Annotated in this window: 17 protein-coding genes; 7 read left to right on the top strand and 10 right to left on the bottom strand. The window is 71.7% G+C overall.

What is annotated here, in order from left to right:
• The first annotated feature begins 269 nt into the window (after nucleotides 1-269).
• Nucleotides 270-1,346 carry an SIS domain-containing protein gene (locus tag AB0M29_RS13450; RefSeq protein WP_365382367.1) on the top strand — a complete coding sequence of 359 codons (1,077 nt, stop codon included), beginning with the start codon at nucleotides 270-272 and terminating at the stop codon, nucleotides 1,344-1,346.
• Between the two features lie 387 nt (nucleotides 1,347-1,733).
• On the top strand, nucleotides 1,734-3,182 hold the full coding sequence (locus AB0M29_RS13445; RefSeq protein ID WP_365382378.1) for a histidine kinase N-terminal domain-containing protein: 1,449 nt from the start codon (nucleotides 1,734-1,736) through the stop codon (nucleotides 3,180-3,182).
• 259 nt (nucleotides 3,183-3,441) lie between these two features.
• On the opposite strand, the gene AB0M29_RS13440 is transcribed toward AB0M29_RS13445, so the two are convergent.
• Together AB0M29_RS13440 and AB0M29_RS13435 are read right to left on the bottom strand one after the other, a co-directional pair.
• Nucleotides 3,442-3,699: a WhiB family transcriptional regulator gene (locus tag AB0M29_RS13440; protein ID WP_365382366.1), complete on the bottom strand. Its 258-nt coding sequence runs from the start codon at nucleotides 3,697-3,699 to the stop codon at nucleotides 3,442-3,444.
• 319 nt (nucleotides 3,700-4,018) lie between these two features.
• Nucleotides 4,019-4,987 (bottom strand): diacylglycerol kinase family protein, encoded by a 969-nt coding sequence (locus AB0M29_RS13435; RefSeq protein ID WP_365382365.1) that lies wholly within the window; start codon nucleotides 4,985-4,987, stop codon nucleotides 4,019-4,021.
• A gap of 48 nt (nucleotides 4,988-5,035) precedes the next feature.
• On the opposite strand from AB0M29_RS13435, the gene AB0M29_RS13430 reads away from it, so the two are divergent.
• On the top strand, nucleotides 5,036-5,611 hold the full coding sequence (locus AB0M29_RS13430) for a hypothetical protein (protein ID WP_365382364.1): 576 nt from the start codon (nucleotides 5,036-5,038) through the stop codon (nucleotides 5,609-5,611).
• Between the two features lie 24 nt (nucleotides 5,612-5,635).
• On the opposite strand, the gene AB0M29_RS13425 is transcribed toward AB0M29_RS13430, so the two are convergent.
• From AB0M29_RS13425 to AB0M29_RS13410, 4 genes are all read right to left on the bottom strand, one after another.
• Nucleotides 5,636-6,472 (bottom strand): RNA polymerase sigma factor SigF, encoded by an 837-nt coding sequence (locus AB0M29_RS13425; RefSeq protein WP_365382377.1) that lies wholly within the window; start codon nucleotides 6,470-6,472, stop codon nucleotides 5,636-5,638.
• Nucleotides 6,473-6,750: 278 nt separating this feature from the next.
• On the bottom strand, nucleotides 6,751-7,164 hold the full coding sequence (locus AB0M29_RS13420; RefSeq protein ID WP_365382363.1) for an anti-sigma regulatory factor: 414 nt from the start codon (nucleotides 7,162-7,164) through the stop codon (nucleotides 6,751-6,753).
• A gap of 212 nt (nucleotides 7,165-7,376) precedes the next feature.
• Nucleotides 7,377-7,922, bottom strand: coding sequence for a GNAT family N-acetyltransferase (locus tag AB0M29_RS13415; RefSeq protein ID WP_365382362.1), 546 nt, complete (start codon nucleotides 7,920-7,922; stop codon nucleotides 7,377-7,379).
• 10 nt (nucleotides 7,923-7,932) lie between these two features.
• Complete coding sequence (locus tag AB0M29_RS13410) at nucleotides 7,933-8,916, bottom strand: pyridoxal-phosphate dependent enzyme (protein WP_365382376.1); 984 nt, start codon at nucleotides 8,914-8,916, stop codon at nucleotides 7,933-7,935.
• A 201-nt stretch (nucleotides 8,917-9,117) separates the two neighbouring features.
• Here AB0M29_RS13410 and AB0M29_RS13405 point away from each other — a divergent pair, with 201 nt between their 5' ends.
• A complete protein-coding gene (locus tag AB0M29_RS13405; RefSeq protein WP_365382361.1) occupies nucleotides 9,118-10,035 on the top strand; it encodes a MurR/RpiR family transcriptional regulator in 918 nt (305 codons plus the stop codon).
• 31 nt (nucleotides 10,036-10,066) lie between these two features.
• Here the strand turns inward: AB0M29_RS13405 and AB0M29_RS13400 are convergent, their stop codons facing one another.
• On the bottom strand, nucleotides 10,067-12,082 hold the full coding sequence (locus tag AB0M29_RS13400) for an N-acetylmuramoyl-L-alanine amidase (RefSeq protein WP_365382360.1): 2,016 nt from the start codon (nucleotides 12,080-12,082) through the stop codon (nucleotides 10,067-10,069).
• A 184-nt stretch (nucleotides 12,083-12,266) separates the two neighbouring features.
• On the opposite strand from AB0M29_RS13400, the gene AB0M29_RS13395 reads away from it, so the two are divergent.
• Together AB0M29_RS13395 and trxA are read left to right on the top strand one after the other, a co-directional pair.
• Nucleotides 12,267-12,710: a MerR family transcriptional regulator gene (locus AB0M29_RS13395; RefSeq protein ID WP_365382359.1), complete on the top strand. Its 444-nt coding sequence runs from the start codon at nucleotides 12,267-12,269 to the stop codon at nucleotides 12,708-12,710.
• Entirely contained in the window at nucleotides 12,694-13,038 is a 345-nt protein-coding gene (gene trxA / locus AB0M29_RS13390; protein WP_365382358.1) for a thioredoxin, read from the top strand. Before AB0M29_RS13395 ends, trxA begins: the two co-directional genes overlap by 17 nt.
• 50 nt (nucleotides 13,039-13,088) lie before the next feature.
• Here the strand turns inward: trxA and AB0M29_RS13385 are convergent, their stop codons facing one another.
• Nucleotides 13,089-13,505: a nuclear transport factor 2 family protein gene (locus AB0M29_RS13385; protein ID WP_365382357.1), complete on the bottom strand. Its 417-nt coding sequence runs from the start codon at nucleotides 13,503-13,505 to the stop codon at nucleotides 13,089-13,091.
• Nucleotides 13,506-13,800: 295 nt separating this feature from the next.
• Complete coding sequence (gene sodN / locus AB0M29_RS13380) at nucleotides 13,801-14,196, bottom strand: superoxide dismutase, Ni (protein WP_355347273.1); 396 nt, start codon at nucleotides 14,194-14,196, stop codon at nucleotides 13,801-13,803.
• A gap of 140 nt (nucleotides 14,197-14,336) precedes the next feature.
• Between sodN and sodX the strand changes: the two genes are divergently transcribed.
• Complete coding sequence (sodX, locus tag AB0M29_RS13375) at nucleotides 14,337-14,762, top strand: nickel-type superoxide dismutase maturation protease (RefSeq protein WP_365382356.1); 426 nt, start codon at nucleotides 14,337-14,339, stop codon at nucleotides 14,760-14,762.
• On the opposite strand, the gene AB0M29_RS13370 is transcribed toward sodX, so the two are convergent.
• Nucleotides 14,666-15,298 (bottom strand): CGNR zinc finger domain-containing protein, encoded by a 633-nt coding sequence (locus AB0M29_RS13370; RefSeq protein WP_365382355.1) that lies wholly within the window; start codon nucleotides 15,296-15,298, stop codon nucleotides 14,666-14,668. The genes sodX and AB0M29_RS13370 overlap by 97 nt on opposite strands.
• Nucleotides 15,299-15,307 lie beyond the last annotated feature (9 nt).

The raw sequence follows: 15,307 nt of genomic DNA, 5'->3' as shown, positions 1-15,307 counted from the left end.
CGTCGTAGGAGTGCGGCCATGGCCTCGGCGATGAGTGCGCCGCCGGTGGTGGCGTCCGGGACGATGACTACTTCCACGCTGGGCCTGCCGATCTGGAGAGGGCTCGTATGGTGTAGAGGTATAGACCAATCTAGCAGAGGGGTGCCGCCGCGCGGGGGGCTTCCGCAGCGCTGGCGGGTGTGCCGGTTCCTGTGGTCGACTGTGAGGGCCTTGCGGGTGCGGGCGCACCCGGAAGCGCCTGGTCGGACGCCTGTACGGAGGCACTGGTGATGTCGGGTAGCGCAGCGCCCCAGGGGCCCGCGAAGGGCAGTCCCGGCTGGATCATGTACGGCGAGATGGCCGAACAGCCGGCGGTGCTGCGCCGCATTCTGGCGGACGGCGCGCCCCACATCCGCGCCACCGCCGAGCGAATCGCGGCCAGAAGGCCGCGCTTCGTCCTGCTGAGCGCCCGCGGCACGTCCGACAACGCCGCCCTCTACGCGAAGTACCTGATCGAGGTACGGCTCGGTCTGCCGTGCGGCCTGACGTCGATGTCCACCACAACGGCCTACGGCGCCAAGCCCCATCTGGACGACGTCCTGGTGATCTGCGTCAGCCAGTCGGGCGGTTCACCCGACCTCACCGCCTCCACGAAGGCGGCCCGCGAGGCCGGGGCGATCACCCTGGCGGTGACCAACAACGAGGACTCGCCGCTCGCGGAGGTGGCCGAGTTCCATATCGACCTGCTCGCGGGCCCTGAGAAGGCGCTGCCCGCCACCAAGACGTACACCGCCGAGCTGATGGCCCTCTACCTGTTCGTCGAGGGCCTGCACGGCGCCGACGGGGCCGCCGCCCTGGCCGTCCCCGACCTCGCCGAGGAGGTGCTCGGGCGCGGCGCCGAGATCCGCCAGCTGGCGAGCCGCTACCGCTTCGCCCAGCGGATGGTCCTCACCTCGCGCGGCTACGGCTATCCGACCGCGAAGGAGGCCGCGCTGAAGATGATGGAGACCAGCTACATCCCCGCGTTGGCCTACTCCGGGGCCGACCTTCTGCACGGCCCGCTGGCCATGGTCGACAACATCTCGCCCGTCATCGCCATCGTCACCGAGGGGCGTGGCGGTCACGCGCTGCAGCCGGTGTTGGACCGGCTGCGCGGCCGCGGCGCCGATCTCGTCGTCGTCGGCCCCCCGGCGCAGGTCGCGGGCGCCTCCGCCGGCTTCGCCCTCCCCACCGCCGTGGTCCCCGAAGAGCTGCAGCCCATCCTGGAGATTCTTCCCCTCCAGAAACTCGCCTACGAGGTCACCCTCGCCCGCGGCCAGGACCCCGACGCCCCGCGAGCGATGGTCAAGGTCACCGAAACGCGCTAGGCCCCGTAGGGGCGCGGGGAACTGCGCGGCCAGCCCCCACAGGGGGTGGTCCCGGGGACGGGCGGGAGAGGCAGCCCGGGGGGAACCGCAAAAGAGAAAAGAACGCACTTCGGGCCGCGGTGCCGGGAGAGGACCCTCAGCCTCTCCAGCACCGCAGCCCGGAGCCGCCGTCGGCTCATGACCGGTGGGGTGTGCGGTTCCCCTCCGGCCGGGCAGAGCCGACCGTCGAGGCGCCGACGTAGTCAGGGCAGAGAACGCCGCGCCTCGGTCCGCTCTCCTGTGCGGGGAGGGCGGATGCCTGTCATGCCATTGTGGACTAGACCATTCCTGGTTGTCCATGGGTCTTGGGTAAAACGTGGGGGCGGTACGCTCGCAGGCGTGCCCTCCATGAACGACCTCGTACGCGAGCACACGGCCCTCGACGACTCCGACCTCGAATGGCTGCACCTGCTGGTCTCGGAGTGGCAGCTGCTCTCGGACCTGTCCTTCGCCGACCTTGTGCTCTGGGTTCCCACGCGTGACGGGACCCGCTATGTCTCGGTAGCGCAGATGCGGCCCAACACGGGCCCCACCTCCTATCAGGACGACATGGTCGGCCATTTGGTTCCCCGCGGCCGCCGCCCGCTGCTGGACGCGGCGCTGGACGAGGGCCGGATCGTCCGGGAGGGCGACCCCGAGTGGCGCGAGGAGGTCCCGGTACGGGTCGAGTCGATCCCCGTACGGCGGGACGGCCGGGTGCTGGGCGTGATCGCCCGCAACACCAACCTGCTCACCGTGCGTACGCCCAGCCGCCTGGAGCTGACGTATCTGCAGAGCGCCAGCGACCTGGCGCAGATGATCGCGGCGGGCGCCTTCCCGTTCCCCGCCGAGCAGGTGGACATGGACGCCTCGCCGCGGGCCGGCGACGGGCTGATCAGGCTCGACGCCGAGGGGATGGTGCAGTACGCCAGCCCCAACGCGCTCTCCGCGTACCACCGGCTGGGGCTGGCCTCCGACCTGGTCGGCCACCACCTGGGCAAGGCCACCGCGGAACTGGCCCCGGCGCGCGGGCCGGTGGACGAGGCGCTGGTGAAGCTGGCCAGCGGCTGGGCGCCGCGGGAGTTCGAGGTCGAGGGCGGCGACGGGGTCATCCAGCTCCGCGCCATCCCGCTCAAGCCCAAGGGCGTGCACACCGGCTCGCTGGTGCTGCTCCGGGACGTGACGGAACTGCGTCGCCGCGAGCGCGAGTTGATGACCAAGGACGCCACCATCCGGGAGATCCACCATCGGGTGAAGAACAACCTCCAGACGGTGGCCGCGCTGCTGCGGCTGCAGGCCCGCCGGATGGACTCCGACAGCGCCCGGGAGGCGCTGGAGGAGGCGGTACGCCGGGTCGGGTCGATCGCGATCGTGCACGAGACGCTGTCGCAGACCCTGGACGAGCGGGTGGAGTTCGACGAGATCGCCGACCGGGTGCTGGCGATGGTCGCGGAGATCTCGCCCGGCCGGGTCACCGCCCGCCGCACCGGGCGGTTCGGCATCCTGACCGCCGAGATCGCCACCCCGCTGTCGATGGTGCTCACCGAACTGCTGCAGAACGCCCTCGAACACGGCTTCGGGCCGGGGGAGTCGGGCAGCGTCGACATCACCGCCGCCCGCGGCCGCGAGCTGATCACCATCACCGTCCAGGACGACGGCCGCGGCCTGCCCGAGGGGTTCGACGCCCAGCAGGCGGGCAACCTCGGGCTGCAGATCGTCAGGACCCTGGTCGTAGGCGAACTCGGCGGCACCTTCGACATGGTCCCCGCCCCCGAGCGCGGCACGAAGGTCGTGCTCGAACTCCCCCTGGAAAGCTGAGCGTTCTTTTTGCCGCCCTCTCGCCTCCGGTCGCTTAGACCCGGTGTCGACGGTCGATCGTGCTCGACCCCTCGTTCCTCGGGGACTCCGCGCGTTCTCCCTTTCGACACCGGCGCGACCTTTGGCTCGATGGCTACCGGCGAACCGAGGTCTCCGATACGCGAGAAGCCCCCGGCCGGTGTGGCCGGGGGCTTCTGCGATGCTGTGTGCTGCGCGTATGGCAGGTGCTGCGCGCTGCGGTTCGGGGGAAAGCTGCGCGTCAGGCAGTGGCGTTGCGGGCCCGGTTGCGAGCGGCGCGGCGCTTCATCGCGCGGCGCTCGTCCTCGCTGAGGCCACCCCAGACACCGGCGTCCTGGCCGCTCTCCAGCGCCCACTGCAAGCACTGCTCCATGACGGGGCAGCGGCGGCAGACGGCCTTGGCTTCCTCGATCTGCAGCAGCGCAGGACCGGTGTTGCCGATGGGGAAGAAGAGCTCGGGGTCTTCCTCGCGGCAAACGGCGCGGTGACGCCAGTCCATGGCTGCTCCAACTCCTTGTGTGACAAGCACGTTGCTTGTGAATGTGAACGCTTTCACGAATCCCCTCACAGGCAACGGGACGCGATCCAGTCTTCACTGGTGCTGTCCCGCTGGTGTGTGGTAGAGGTTCGGGCTCTCAAGGGGGCCGTTTGGTCGGCCGTCCCGATCGCCACTAAGAGACTCGCAAACCTCGGCGGTAGATACAACCCCTACCGAAAAGTTTTTTTTGATTCCTCGGTGTCGCCTCAGTCACAGCCGTACTTCCATGGGGTGCAGGGCAGCCTAAACGTTCGAGTAAAAGGACTTTAGGCTCTTCCACTTACACAATCACACGCAGTGCACGGCGTACGCCTGTGAAGGTCGCGCTCGTTCGCAGTCCCAGGTGGTCGCCGTCCACCTGGAAGGGCAGTGCCGCCTGCGATTGCAAGGTGAACTCCGTCAGGTCGTGCAGGGTCACCGCGTTCTTCCCGTGCGGGCCCCGCTCCGGAGTGGAACGGATCAGCTGCGTGGCGTAGCGGGTGGCGGACAGAGCGGACATCTTGGTGACGCTCAGCAGGTCAAGGGCGGTGTCGAAGGACGCCTCGGGGGAGGCGTACACCGGCTTGTTCCCCAGGTACGTCCAGGGCGAGGTGTTGCAGATTATCGCCAGGGTCAGCCCGGTCACCGGATCCTCGTCCGGGCGCTCCAGCGTGATGGTGCCGTGCCGGCGGTGCGGGTCGGACAGGAACTGCCGGGCGACCTGGCGCAGATAGAGGGAGTGCGTGGAGCGCTTGCCCAACTCCCGCTGCTGTTCGACCCGTCCGACGACCCCGGCATCGAATCCCAGGCCGGCGCAGAAGGTGAACCAGCGCGGCGGCACGCCCTCGTCCTCACTCCCGGGGGTGCCGCTCACCAGTCCGAGGCCGACGGTCCGCGAGGACTCCGCGCGCAGCGCGTCCAGCAGGGCGCCGGTCGCCTCCACGGGGTCGTTCGGCAGTCCGAGCGCCCGCGCGAAGACGTTCGTCGAGCCGCCGGGGACCACCGCGAGCTGCGGCAGGGTGTCCGGATCGGGACCGTGGTGCAGCAGACCGTTGACCACCTCGTTGACGGTGCCGTCGCCGCCGAGCGCCACCACGAGGCCCACCTCGCCGCCCTCGGCGGCCCGCCGGGCGAGGTCCCTGGCATGCCCGCGGTACTCCGTCGTCGCCACCTCCAGCTTCAGATCACTGGAGAGAGCGGTGCTGATCACCTCACGGACCCGCGCGCTGGTGGTGGTGGCGGCAGGGTTGACCACGAGGAGTGCACGCATGGTCGACAGCGTACCTACGCTCTGGTACGGCGGGCTACGCTGATCGGTGTGAGCAAGCCCTCGAAGGAGACGCCGATGACGCCGCAGCCCGGTCCGAAGTCCGGCCGGAAGCAGCCGCGCAAGCCGCCTCAGCGGGTGGCGCAGAAGATGGCCAGGTTCGTGCCCCCCGCCGCCGAGCAGGAGACCGACCCGGCCGCCGTGGCGGCCGCGAAAGCCGCGAAAGCGGCGGCGAAGGCCGCCGCGGAGCCGACCGGCCCGCCGCCGCTGCGGCTGACCGCCGCCGCCGTCATCGCCGCCCTGGAGGGCCTGGCGGTCGCCGCCTGGGGCGTCATCCTGCTCTTCTCCGGCACCGCGAGGGACGCGGGCGCCGGAGCCGTCGTCCTGCTCTTCGCCGCGATCCCGCTGGGCGCCGCCTACGGGCTGCGACGGGCCCGCCGCTGGAGCCGCGGGCCCGCGCTGATCATGCAGCTGCTGTCGCTGCCCATCGCCTGGACGATGCTGCACAGCACCGGCGCGGTGATCGCGGGCGGCGCGGCGCTGGGCGCGCTCGCCCTGGGCGGGCTGGTGCTGCTGGTGCACCCGGCCACCACCGACGCGCTGGGCATCAGCCGCACCGCGTCGTAGCCGCCCGCGCGACCGGCCGTACCGTTACTCCTCGATCAGCAGCTTGTCCCGGAGCTGGGCCAGGGTGCGGGCCAGCAGCCTGGAGACGTGCATCTGGGAGATGCCGACCTCCTGGGCGATCTGGGACTGGGTCATGTTGCCGAAGAACCGCAGCAGCAGGATCGTCTTCTCGCGCGGCGGCAGCTGCTCCAGCAGCGGCTTGAGCGACTCGCGGTACTCCACGCCCTCCAGCGCCTCGTCCTCGGAGCCGAGGGTGTCGGCGACCGCGGGCGACTCGTCGTCGGTGTCCGGCACGTCCAGGGACAGGGTGCTGTAGGCGTTCGCGGACTCCAGGCCCTCCAGCACCTCCTCCTCGGAGATCTTCAGGTGCTCGGCCAGCTCGTGCACCGTCGGCGCCCGGCCGTGCCGCTGGGACAGCTCACCGGTTGCGGTGGTCAGCGCCAGCCGCAGCTCCTGGAGGCGGCGCGGCACCCGTACCGCCCAGCCCTTGTCCCTGAAGTGACGCTTGATCTCGCCGACCACGGTGGGTGTCGCGTACGTGGAGAACTCGACCCCGCGGTCCACGTCGAAGCGGTCCACGGACTTGATCAGGCCGATGGTGGCGACCTGCGTCAGGTCGTCCAGCGGCTCGCCGCGGTTGCGGAACCGCCTGGCCAGGTGCTCCACCAGCGGCAGATGCATCCGCACCAGCCGGTTGCGCAGCTCGGCGCGCTCCGGGGACCCCTCGGGCAGCTCGCGCAGTTCGAGGAAGAGCGCGCGGGCGCCGGCCCGGTCGTGCGGGTCGTGCGCGCGTTGCTCCTGCTGCTGATCCACCAGTTCCGCCTGCTTCGCCGCGTCCATTCCGTCCATACGGGCTTCCATACGGGTTTCGGTTTCCCCACGGGGTTCGGGATGCGGCCTGGCCGCGTGCCGCCGCCCGGCCGGGCCCGCGGGCTCCGGCTGGGCGGGTACGGAGGCGCGACCGCGCACCGCGGGCACGGCGTGCTCCGCGGGCGTACCGGGGTCTTCCCCCCGGGAGAGCTCAGCACTCATGGCGATTCCCCGTCTTCCTGCACGGTTGTACCGTCACCGGTCCGCCGGCGGACCGGGACACGCTGACCTTCGACAGGTCCGCGACGGCGGCGCTCCATCCCTGGTCCTCAGCCCTGTCCTGGACCGGCGCCGCGTTTCTTGTGCAGGCTGATACTGACCGCCTTGTCCTCCGCGACGGTGGAGTCCACCTCGCCCGCCAGTGCCGACAGCACCGTCCAGGCGAAGGTGTCCCGCTCCGGGGCCCGGCCGTCGGTGGTGGGCGCCGAGACGGTGACCCACAGCGAGTCGCCGACCAGGCGGAAGACACAGCTCAGCACAGAGCCTGGGACGGCCTGCTGCAAGAGGATCGCGCATGCCTCGTCCACGGCGATGCGAAGGTCCTCGATCTCGTCGAGGGTGAAGTCCAGCCGTGCCGCGAGACCGGCCGTGGCCGTTCGCAGCACCGACAGATAGGCCCCTGCCGCGGGCAACCGGACCTCGACGAAGTCCTTCGACCCGGGCTCGCCTGCGATCTGGGACACCCTCACCTCCACGGTGGCGCACAGTGATTGCTCTGGTTCGCAGCGACGCTATCGCGATCCGTGCCCCGATGTCGCCCGGACGGAGCACGGTCGCCGCCATGGGTGACCATGCGGCGGCCCTGATCGGAGCCTGTCCTGGGCGGTACGGGATCCGTATCTCTGTCACCCATGGTAAGCGCACGAGTACGGACTGTGGATAGAGTCCGGCGGTCTCAATTCGCATGAGAATTCGCCCGGTTCGCCGATCCGGCCGCGGGCCCGCCCGCGGGACCGGGGTCACCCGCCTGCGCGGCGAGCGCCGCGAGGGCGTCGCCGGACAGCCGCTGCACGGTCCACTCGTCCTGCGGCAGCGCGCCGATCGCACGGTAGACGCCCAGCGCCTTCTCGTTCCAGTCCAGCACCGACCACTCGAAGCGGGCGTAGCCGCGCTCCTCGCAGATCGCCGCGAGCGCGGCCAGCAGCGCCTTGCCGTGCCCGGCCCCGCGGGCCTGCGGCTGGACGTACAGGTCCTCCAGGTACACGCCCGGCACGCCGGTCCAGGTGGAGAAGTTGCGGAACCACAGCGCGAAGCCGACCACCGGGCCGCCGTCGTCCTCCTCCGCCACCAGGGCGTGGGCGACCGAGTCCGGACCGAAGAGCGCCATGTGGAGCTGCTCCGGCGTTGCCCGGGCCTCGTCCAGCGAGCGTTCGTACGCGGCGAGTTCGCGGACCAGCTCGTGGATCACGGGGATGTCGGCGGGCGCTGCGGTGCGGATCATGCCCACCAGGTTACGACCCGACCGTGTGCGCCGGACAAGAGCCGTCCCCGGGAGCGGCGGGCGGGCCGCCGCCGGGCTGGTCCGGCGGCCCGGTGACCACCGCGGCGACCCGAGTGCCGGGCGGGAAGCCGCCCTCCCCGGCCAGCGAGAAGACGCCGTGGAGCATCTTGGCCACGTAGATCCGGTCGGGGGCCAGGCCGTGCCGGTCGGCGAAGTCCGCGGCGAAGGCGTCGAGGGCCGGGGTCGTACGGGCGTAGCCGCCGTGGTGGAAGCGGTCGTCCAGCTCCCACCGGCCGCGCCGCCCGCCGAACGCGGCCTCCTGCAGCCGCAGCACCTCCGCGGCCAGGAAGCCGCCGCCGCGCAGCACCGGGAAACCGACGGCCCGCGGCTCGAGGTGTTCCCTGAGCGGCTCCTCCCGCTCCTCCGGCTCCTCCGCCAGGCCCGCCGCGAGCCCGGCCAGGGTGCCGCCGGTGCCGCAGGCGACCGCCACCACGTCGGCCGCGCCGCGCAGCTCGCGGCCCAGGTCCGCGCAGCCGCGGGCGGCCAGGGCGTTGCTGCCGCCCTCCGGCAGCACATAGGCGGGGCCGTGGCGGTCCAGGAGGGCGGCAAGCACCTCGGGCTCCGCGGCGCGGCGGTACGTGGCCCGGTCGACGAAGTCCAGCCGCATACCGTCGGCGGCGGCGCGGGCCAGCGACGGGTTCAGCGGGCGGTCGGCCAGTTCCTGGCCGCGCACCACGCCGACCGTGCGCAGCCCGAGCAGCCGTCCGGCGGCGGCGGTGGCCCGCAGATGGTTGGAGTAGGCGCCGCCGAAGGTGAGCAGCGTGCCGTGGCCCGCCTCGACCGCCGCGGCCAGGTTCAGCCGCAGCTTGCGGAACTTGTTGCCCGGCACGTCGGGGTGGATCAGGTCGTCCCGCTTCAGCAGGAGCCGCACGCCGTGCCTGGCCAGCCGCGGGTCGGCCACCTCGGTGAGCGGCGAGGGCAGCCGCGGCGTCAGGGAGGCGGGACGGACGGGACGGGCGGGCGGAAGGGGAGGGTCGGGCGGACCGGGAGGGGGCGGCGGGTCGGCGGGGGCGCTCACCCCGCCATTGTCACCCGGACGTGTGACACCCGCGGGCGGTCGGCCCGGTCGTACCCGCGGACCGGAAATCTGTCGCACCGGGTCCCATGAGGGGGATTCACGGTGCATTCTTCTCCCGTGCACGAAAAAGTCCCGGCGGTCCCGGGGACCCGAACGGCGAACGCCACTGGCGCCAGTGACGCGGGCGACGCGCTCAGCGCCACGGTGCGCGGCCTGCTGCCCTCGCTCACTCCCGCCGCCGCCCGGATCGCCTCCCTGATCGTGGAGGATCCGGCGCAGGTGGCCCGCAGCACGATCTCCGAGCTGAGTGCGCTGGCCGGCACCAGCGAGTCCTCCATCGTCCGCACCGCGCGGGCGCTGGGCTTCACGGGCTACCCCGAGCTGCGGCTGGCGCTCGCCGCGTCCGCCGCCCGCCAGGCGCCGCGCTCCACCCTGACCTCCGGCATCACCCCCGACGACTCGGCGGCCGAGGTGATCGCCAAGCTGGTGCACACCGAGTCCCAGGCGGTGCTGGAGACCGCGACCCAGCTCGACCCGGAGCAGCTGGAAGGCGCGGTCAGGGCGGTCTGCGGCGGCGGCCAGCTGCACATCGCGGGGGTCGGCGCGTCCGGTCTCGTCGCCCAGGACCTGCAGCAGAAGCTGGCCCGTATCGGCCGCCCGTGCCACGCCCACGGCGACTCGCAGTCCGCGCTGACCAGCGCGGTCCTGCTCGGCGAGGGCGATGTCTTCCTCGCCGTCTCGCACTCGGGGGAGAGCCGCGACGTGCTGGAGCCGCTGCGCCGCGCGGCGGCCGAGGGCGCGACCACGGTGGTGATCACCAACCACCCGCTGTCGGCGGCCGCCCGGCTCGCCGACTTCGTCCTGGTGTCGGCGGGCCGGGAGACCACCTTCCGGCCGGGCGCGATGGCCAGCCGGATCAGCCAGCTCGTGGTGGTCGACTGCCTCTTCGTGTGCGTGGCCCAGCGCACGTTCGACACGTCGAGCCGCGCGCTGCGCGTCACCCACCAGGCGCTGGAGAGCGACCGGACCGGCTGACCGGCCCGGCCGCCCCCAGGCGAGGAGGCCGCTAGCCGGTGACCACGTCCACGTCGTCCGCGTTCACGAACGCCACCCGGTGGTTGTAGACGATCTCGTACACCTTGGTCTGCCCGACGAAGTCGTGCTGGTCGTACGGCGCCGATCCGTCGAAGTAGATCGCGAAGTACGAGTCGGTGTTCATCGCGGGGCCCGACTCCACGTACGACTGCCCGGCGGGGATCGTGTACTTGGCGCGGGCGAGCTGCGGGCGCGGCACCCCGCCCTCGAAGGCCACGAAGTCCGGCGGGTACACCGACGCCTCCGGGTAGGCCGTGGTGTAGACGGGGATCGACGTCTTCCCCGCCTTCGGCACGATCCGGGCCGCCGTCACCGGCACGGTCGCCGGGTGCCGCGGCGAGTCCTGCAGCCACGCCTCGGTGCCGCCCCACCAGATCGCCGTCCAGCCCGGCCGCCGGTCGGCCACCACATAGGTCTCACCGGCGGGCGCCTTGTCCCCCCAGTCGTTCATCGCGCCGGTGCCCGCCGAGCCGTCCGGGTGCAGATACGGGTCGGACACCAGCGGCGAGGTGACGGACGGCGCCGTGTGCAGCGGCACGAAGCTCGACGGGGCGGCCGTCGACGTCACCGGGCAGTCGAAACTGCGGTACGGGCCGGAGAACTGCTTGTAGCCCTGGACGTCGTCGCAGTAGGTGGTGGACTGCTTGTTGGCCGCGAAACCCGGCCGGATCGCGACGACGTCGCTGCCCTGGGGCGCGGTGGCGTGGATCGGCGCGCCCAGCAGGTCGAAGAAGTGCTCCCAGTCCCAGCCGGGGCCCGGGTCCCAGTGCTGGGTGGCGACACCGCCCTCGGTGCCGCCGGGGATGTTGTCGTGGCCGAGGATGTGCGCGCGGTCCAGCGGGATGTCGTACTTCGCGGCCAGGTAGCGCACCAGCGAGGCCGTGGAGCGGTACAGGTTCTCGCTGTACCAGCTCGCGCCGTGCGTCGCCCAGCCCTCCTGCTCGATGCCGATGGAGTGCTGGTAGAAGGAGCGGTTGGCGCTGTCCCAGGCGATGTCCTTGGTGGGGATCATCTGCGTGACGTGGCCGTCCTGGGACCGTACGACGTAGTGCGCGCCCGCCGCGTAGGTCGGGTCGCGGAACAGGTCGAGCGTGCCGTCGTAGGTCTCGTCGGTGCTGTGCAGCGTGATGTAGCGGATCTGCAGGTCGTGCGGCCGGTCGGCGAGGTCGTGGCTGCCGTAGTTCCGCAGGTCGGACGGGTCGAGCAGGGTGTACGCGCCGGGGATGACGTCGCAGTGCAGCGAGCGCGGGCACTCCGGCTGCTGGCCGCTCGGCGGTGGCGTCACCTCCGTGAGGCCGAGCTTGCGCACGTCATCGCGGTCCGGGTGCAGACGCGCGGTCGGCGCCAGCGTGATCCGCTGGCCGTCCTGCGTGGTGCGGTCGGCGCCGGTGCGCAGGGTGGCCCAGACACCGTCGGCGAACGCCTGCGCGACCTTGTCCTCGGTGGACTGGCTGTACCGGGCCGCCGCGGCGTACCAGCCGTCGAGCGTGCGCGGCGGCCTGCCGTGGCCGTAGCTCCTGGCGTACGAGGCGAGCAGCGCCGCGCCCCCGCGGATGTTCTGCGCCTCGTCACCCTGGACGGCGGCGGTGTCGGTGCCCAGCAGCGCCGCGGCGGCGGCCGCCGTGTGCTCCGCGGGGGCCTTGAGCAGGTCCGCGTAGCGCGGCGACTGGGTGCTCAGGCCGTCGGCGTCGAGTTCCGCGGCGGTGAGGTCCGTCAGGTTCATCGGCCCGTATCCGGCCTCGGCGTTGGACTGCCCGGCGTGCGCCTCCCAGCGGGTCTCGTCGTACGACACCGCCTCCAGCACGGGCAGCGGTACGCCGAACTCCGCGGCCGCCGCGGTGAACTCCGCCTGCCGCGCGGCCTGCGGGTCGTCGGCGTGCGCGGAGGTGGTGCTGACGGCGGTCACGGACAGTCCGGCCAGCAGCGTCAGGGCGGCGGCCAGCGAGAGCGTCCTGTGTCTGCGGGTGGGTCCGAGCGGGCTGTGCATCCAGGCTCCTCGCGTTGCGTATGGGCAGGAAGTGCTGGGCGCAGCCTGTCGATTGGCTCTGGCAGTAAGCAACTACCTGGACGTAAAACGTGGAAGTTTTTGCCAGCCGGTCGGAGCGATCTCCGGAACACACCCCGGGGAAGGGCTGGCGTTGACGCGAGCGTCAAGGTTTACGGTCGTCGGTATGCGCATCGGCGAACTCGCGGAGCGGGCCGGGACCACCACCCGGACGCTGCGCTACTACGAGTCCCTGGGGCTGCTGCCGCCCGCCGACCGGGCGGGCAACGGCTACCGGTCCTACGACGAGGAGCACCTGCGGCTGCTGGAGCAGATCCGGGTGCTGCAGGACTTCGGCTTCGGCCTGGAGGAGACCCGGCCGTTCGTCGAGTGCCTGCGGGCAGGCCACCCCGCGGGGGACACCTGTGCCGCCTCCCTGGAGGTCTACCGGCGCAAGCTCGCCGAACTCGACGCCTGCGTCGACCGGCTCCAGGAGGTACGCGCCCAGGTCGCCGCGCAACTGGCCCGCGCCGAGCTGGAGGCCGCGGCCGCGGTCCCCGGCGGACCGGCGCCGCAGTGCGAACTCGCCACCACCACCGAGGGGAAGCCCACACATGAGCACGTCCACTGATTCCGCCGCGTCGCTGACCACCGTCACCGACGCCACCTTCGCCGACGAGGTGCTCGGCTCCGAGCTGCCGGTGCTCGTCGAGTTCACCGCCGACTGGTGCGCGCCCTGCCGGATGATCGCCCCGGTGCTCGCCGAGATCGCCGCGGAGGAGGCGGACCGGCTGCGGATCGTCCAGATCGACGTGGACACCAATCCGGAGACCCAGTCCGCCTACGGCGTGCTGTCGATGCCCACCCTGATGGTCTTCCGGGCCGGTGAGCCGGTGAAGTCCATGGTGGGCGCCCGCCCCAAGCGCCGGCTGCTGCAGGAACTCGCCGACGTCGTCTGAGTATTCGCGGCCCGCGGCTGCCGGTCACCGCGGCTGCCGGGGCACCGCGCTCAGGCCAGGAAGAGACGGCCCGTCGGCTCCTCGTGGCCGTCCGCGGTGTGCCAGTAGTCGCGGGTCTCCACCGCCAGCCCGTCGGCGTCGAAGCGAACGAACACGCAGCCCGCGAGGGCGGTGGGGCGCTCGGCGCCCTCGTCCTTCTCCATGGCCAGCACCCGGAACTCGGCGACCGCCAGGCCGTCCGCGCCCACGATCGGCGTGCCGAAGCGGACGTCGGCGCCGCCCTCCGCGGCGAAGGACCAGCGCAGGTACTCGGCGAGTTCGGCGCGGCCGCGGTGCGGCGGGCGGAACGGCATCGAGCGGTGCACACAGGTCTCGGCGTAGAGCGCGAGGATCGCGTCCACGTCGTGCCGCGCCCAGGCGGCCTCCCAGACTCTGACGAACCGTTCGGCGGCGGCGTGGGCATCCATGGGCCCATGCTGCCGTGAATCCCGCCGCGGAATGCGGCGCGCGGTCAAAAAAGCCCCCGCCCGCCGGTACGGGGGACCAGACGGACGGGGACGATTTTTGACCAGCCGGGTTTCTCCGGCGCATATAAGAGCGCCTGGGTTACAGGGATGTGACATCCCCTCAGTGTGGCGCGCGCCACATTTTCCCGGCTGTTCTCCCACCGGCACCACGAGCGCCGGAAAAGCGCCGCGCCCGGCACGTCGTGACGACGTGCCGGGCGCGGTTGCCTGGTCCGGAGGAGCGGGTCCGGAGGGGTCAGGCCTGCTTGGTCTCCCAGAAGATCTTGTCGATCTGGGCGATGTAGTCCAGGGCCTTCTGCCCGGTCGCCGGGTCGTTCGACGCCTTCGCCGCGCTCAGCGCCTTGAGGGTGTCGTTGACCAGCTGGTGCAGCTCCGGGTACTTCTCGAAGTGCGGGGGCTTGAAGTAGTCGCTCCAGAGCACCGATACGTGGTGCTTGGCCAGCTCGGCGCGCTGCTCCTTGATCAGGACCGCGCGGGTGCGGAAGTCCGCGTCCTCGTTGGCCTGGTACTTCTCCTGGACCGCCTTGACGGACTCGGCCTCGATGCGGGCCTGGGCAGGGTCGTATACGCCGCAGGGCAGGTCGCAGTGGGCGCTGACCTTGACCTTGGGCGCGAACAGGCGAGTGAACATGGCTGTCCTTCCTCGTGATCGTCTTTCCACGTGGGAGATTACTCCCTGGGAGAGTCGTTTTCTCGTGTGCCCCTGGTGGCTTAGGACAAAAGTCTGGTGCCACTCTGGGGTTGGTGGAGAAACGAACCAGGAGGCGGAGGATGCGGGAGCAGGGGGCCAGGCTGTCGTGGCAGCTTGCCGAGGTCACCGGTCCGTCGATGGCACCCACGCTGCTGCACGGGGACTGGCTGCTGATCCAGCGGATCAGCAGCGGCGCCGAGCAGGTGCGTGAGGGGGACGTGGTGGTGCTGCGGCATCCGCTGCAGCAGGACCTGCTGATCGTCAAGCGTGCCGTGGAGCGGCGCGAGGGCGGCTGGTGGGTGCTGGGCGACAACTCGTTCGTGGAGAACGACAGCCGGGAGTTCGGGACGGTCCCGGACGAGCTGGTGCTGGCCAGAGCCCGGGGGCGGTTCCGGCCGCCCCGGGAGCTTCAGCGGTCGGTGGCGGGTGTGGCGTCGTGGGCGGCGTCCTGTGTGCGGCTGCTGCGTCCCGACCGCTCGTTCTCCAGGCGCTTGCGGGCCCGGTAGGCCGCCACGTTGGCGCGGGTGGCGCACCGGTCGGAGCAGTAGCGGCGGGAGCGGTTGGTCGAGGTGTCGATGTAGGCGTTGCGGCAGGGCGCCGCCTCGCAGATGCCGAGCCGGTCGGCGCCGAGCGTGGTGAGCTGCACGGCCAGGCCCATGCAGGCGGTCGCCGAGTAGGACGCGCTCGCGTTGACGGCGTTGTCGGCGAGGTGCATGTGCCAGTCGGGGCGGCCGGTGGCGTCGTTCAGGTAGTCGTGCCCCGAGATCTGCGGGCTGACCGGGAACTCCAGCATCAGCGCGTTGAGCAGGTCCACCGCGCGCACCTCGTCCTCCTCGTCGGCGGCCTCGAAGACCCCGCGCAGCCGGGTGCGCACCGCGCGCAGCCTGGCCACGTCCGCGTCGACGGCCCGCGCCGCCGCGTGGGTGCTGGCGCCGAACAGTTCCCGTACGGCCTCGACCGTGGTGAGCGCGTCCGTGCCGCGCTGCGGCTCCTCGCTGTTCACGAGGCGCACGGCGTAGTCCGAGTAATAAGCCAGTTCCACTTGTGGTCC

It is taken from the genome of Streptomyces sp. NPDC051976, from assembly GCF_040680795.1.
In the GTDB taxonomy this organism is placed as follows: Bacteria; Actinomycetota; Actinomycetes; order Streptomycetales; family Streptomycetaceae; genus Actinacidiphila.
Note: the sequence above shows the minus strand (reverse complement) of the source record. Positions and strands in the feature narration are given on the sequence as shown.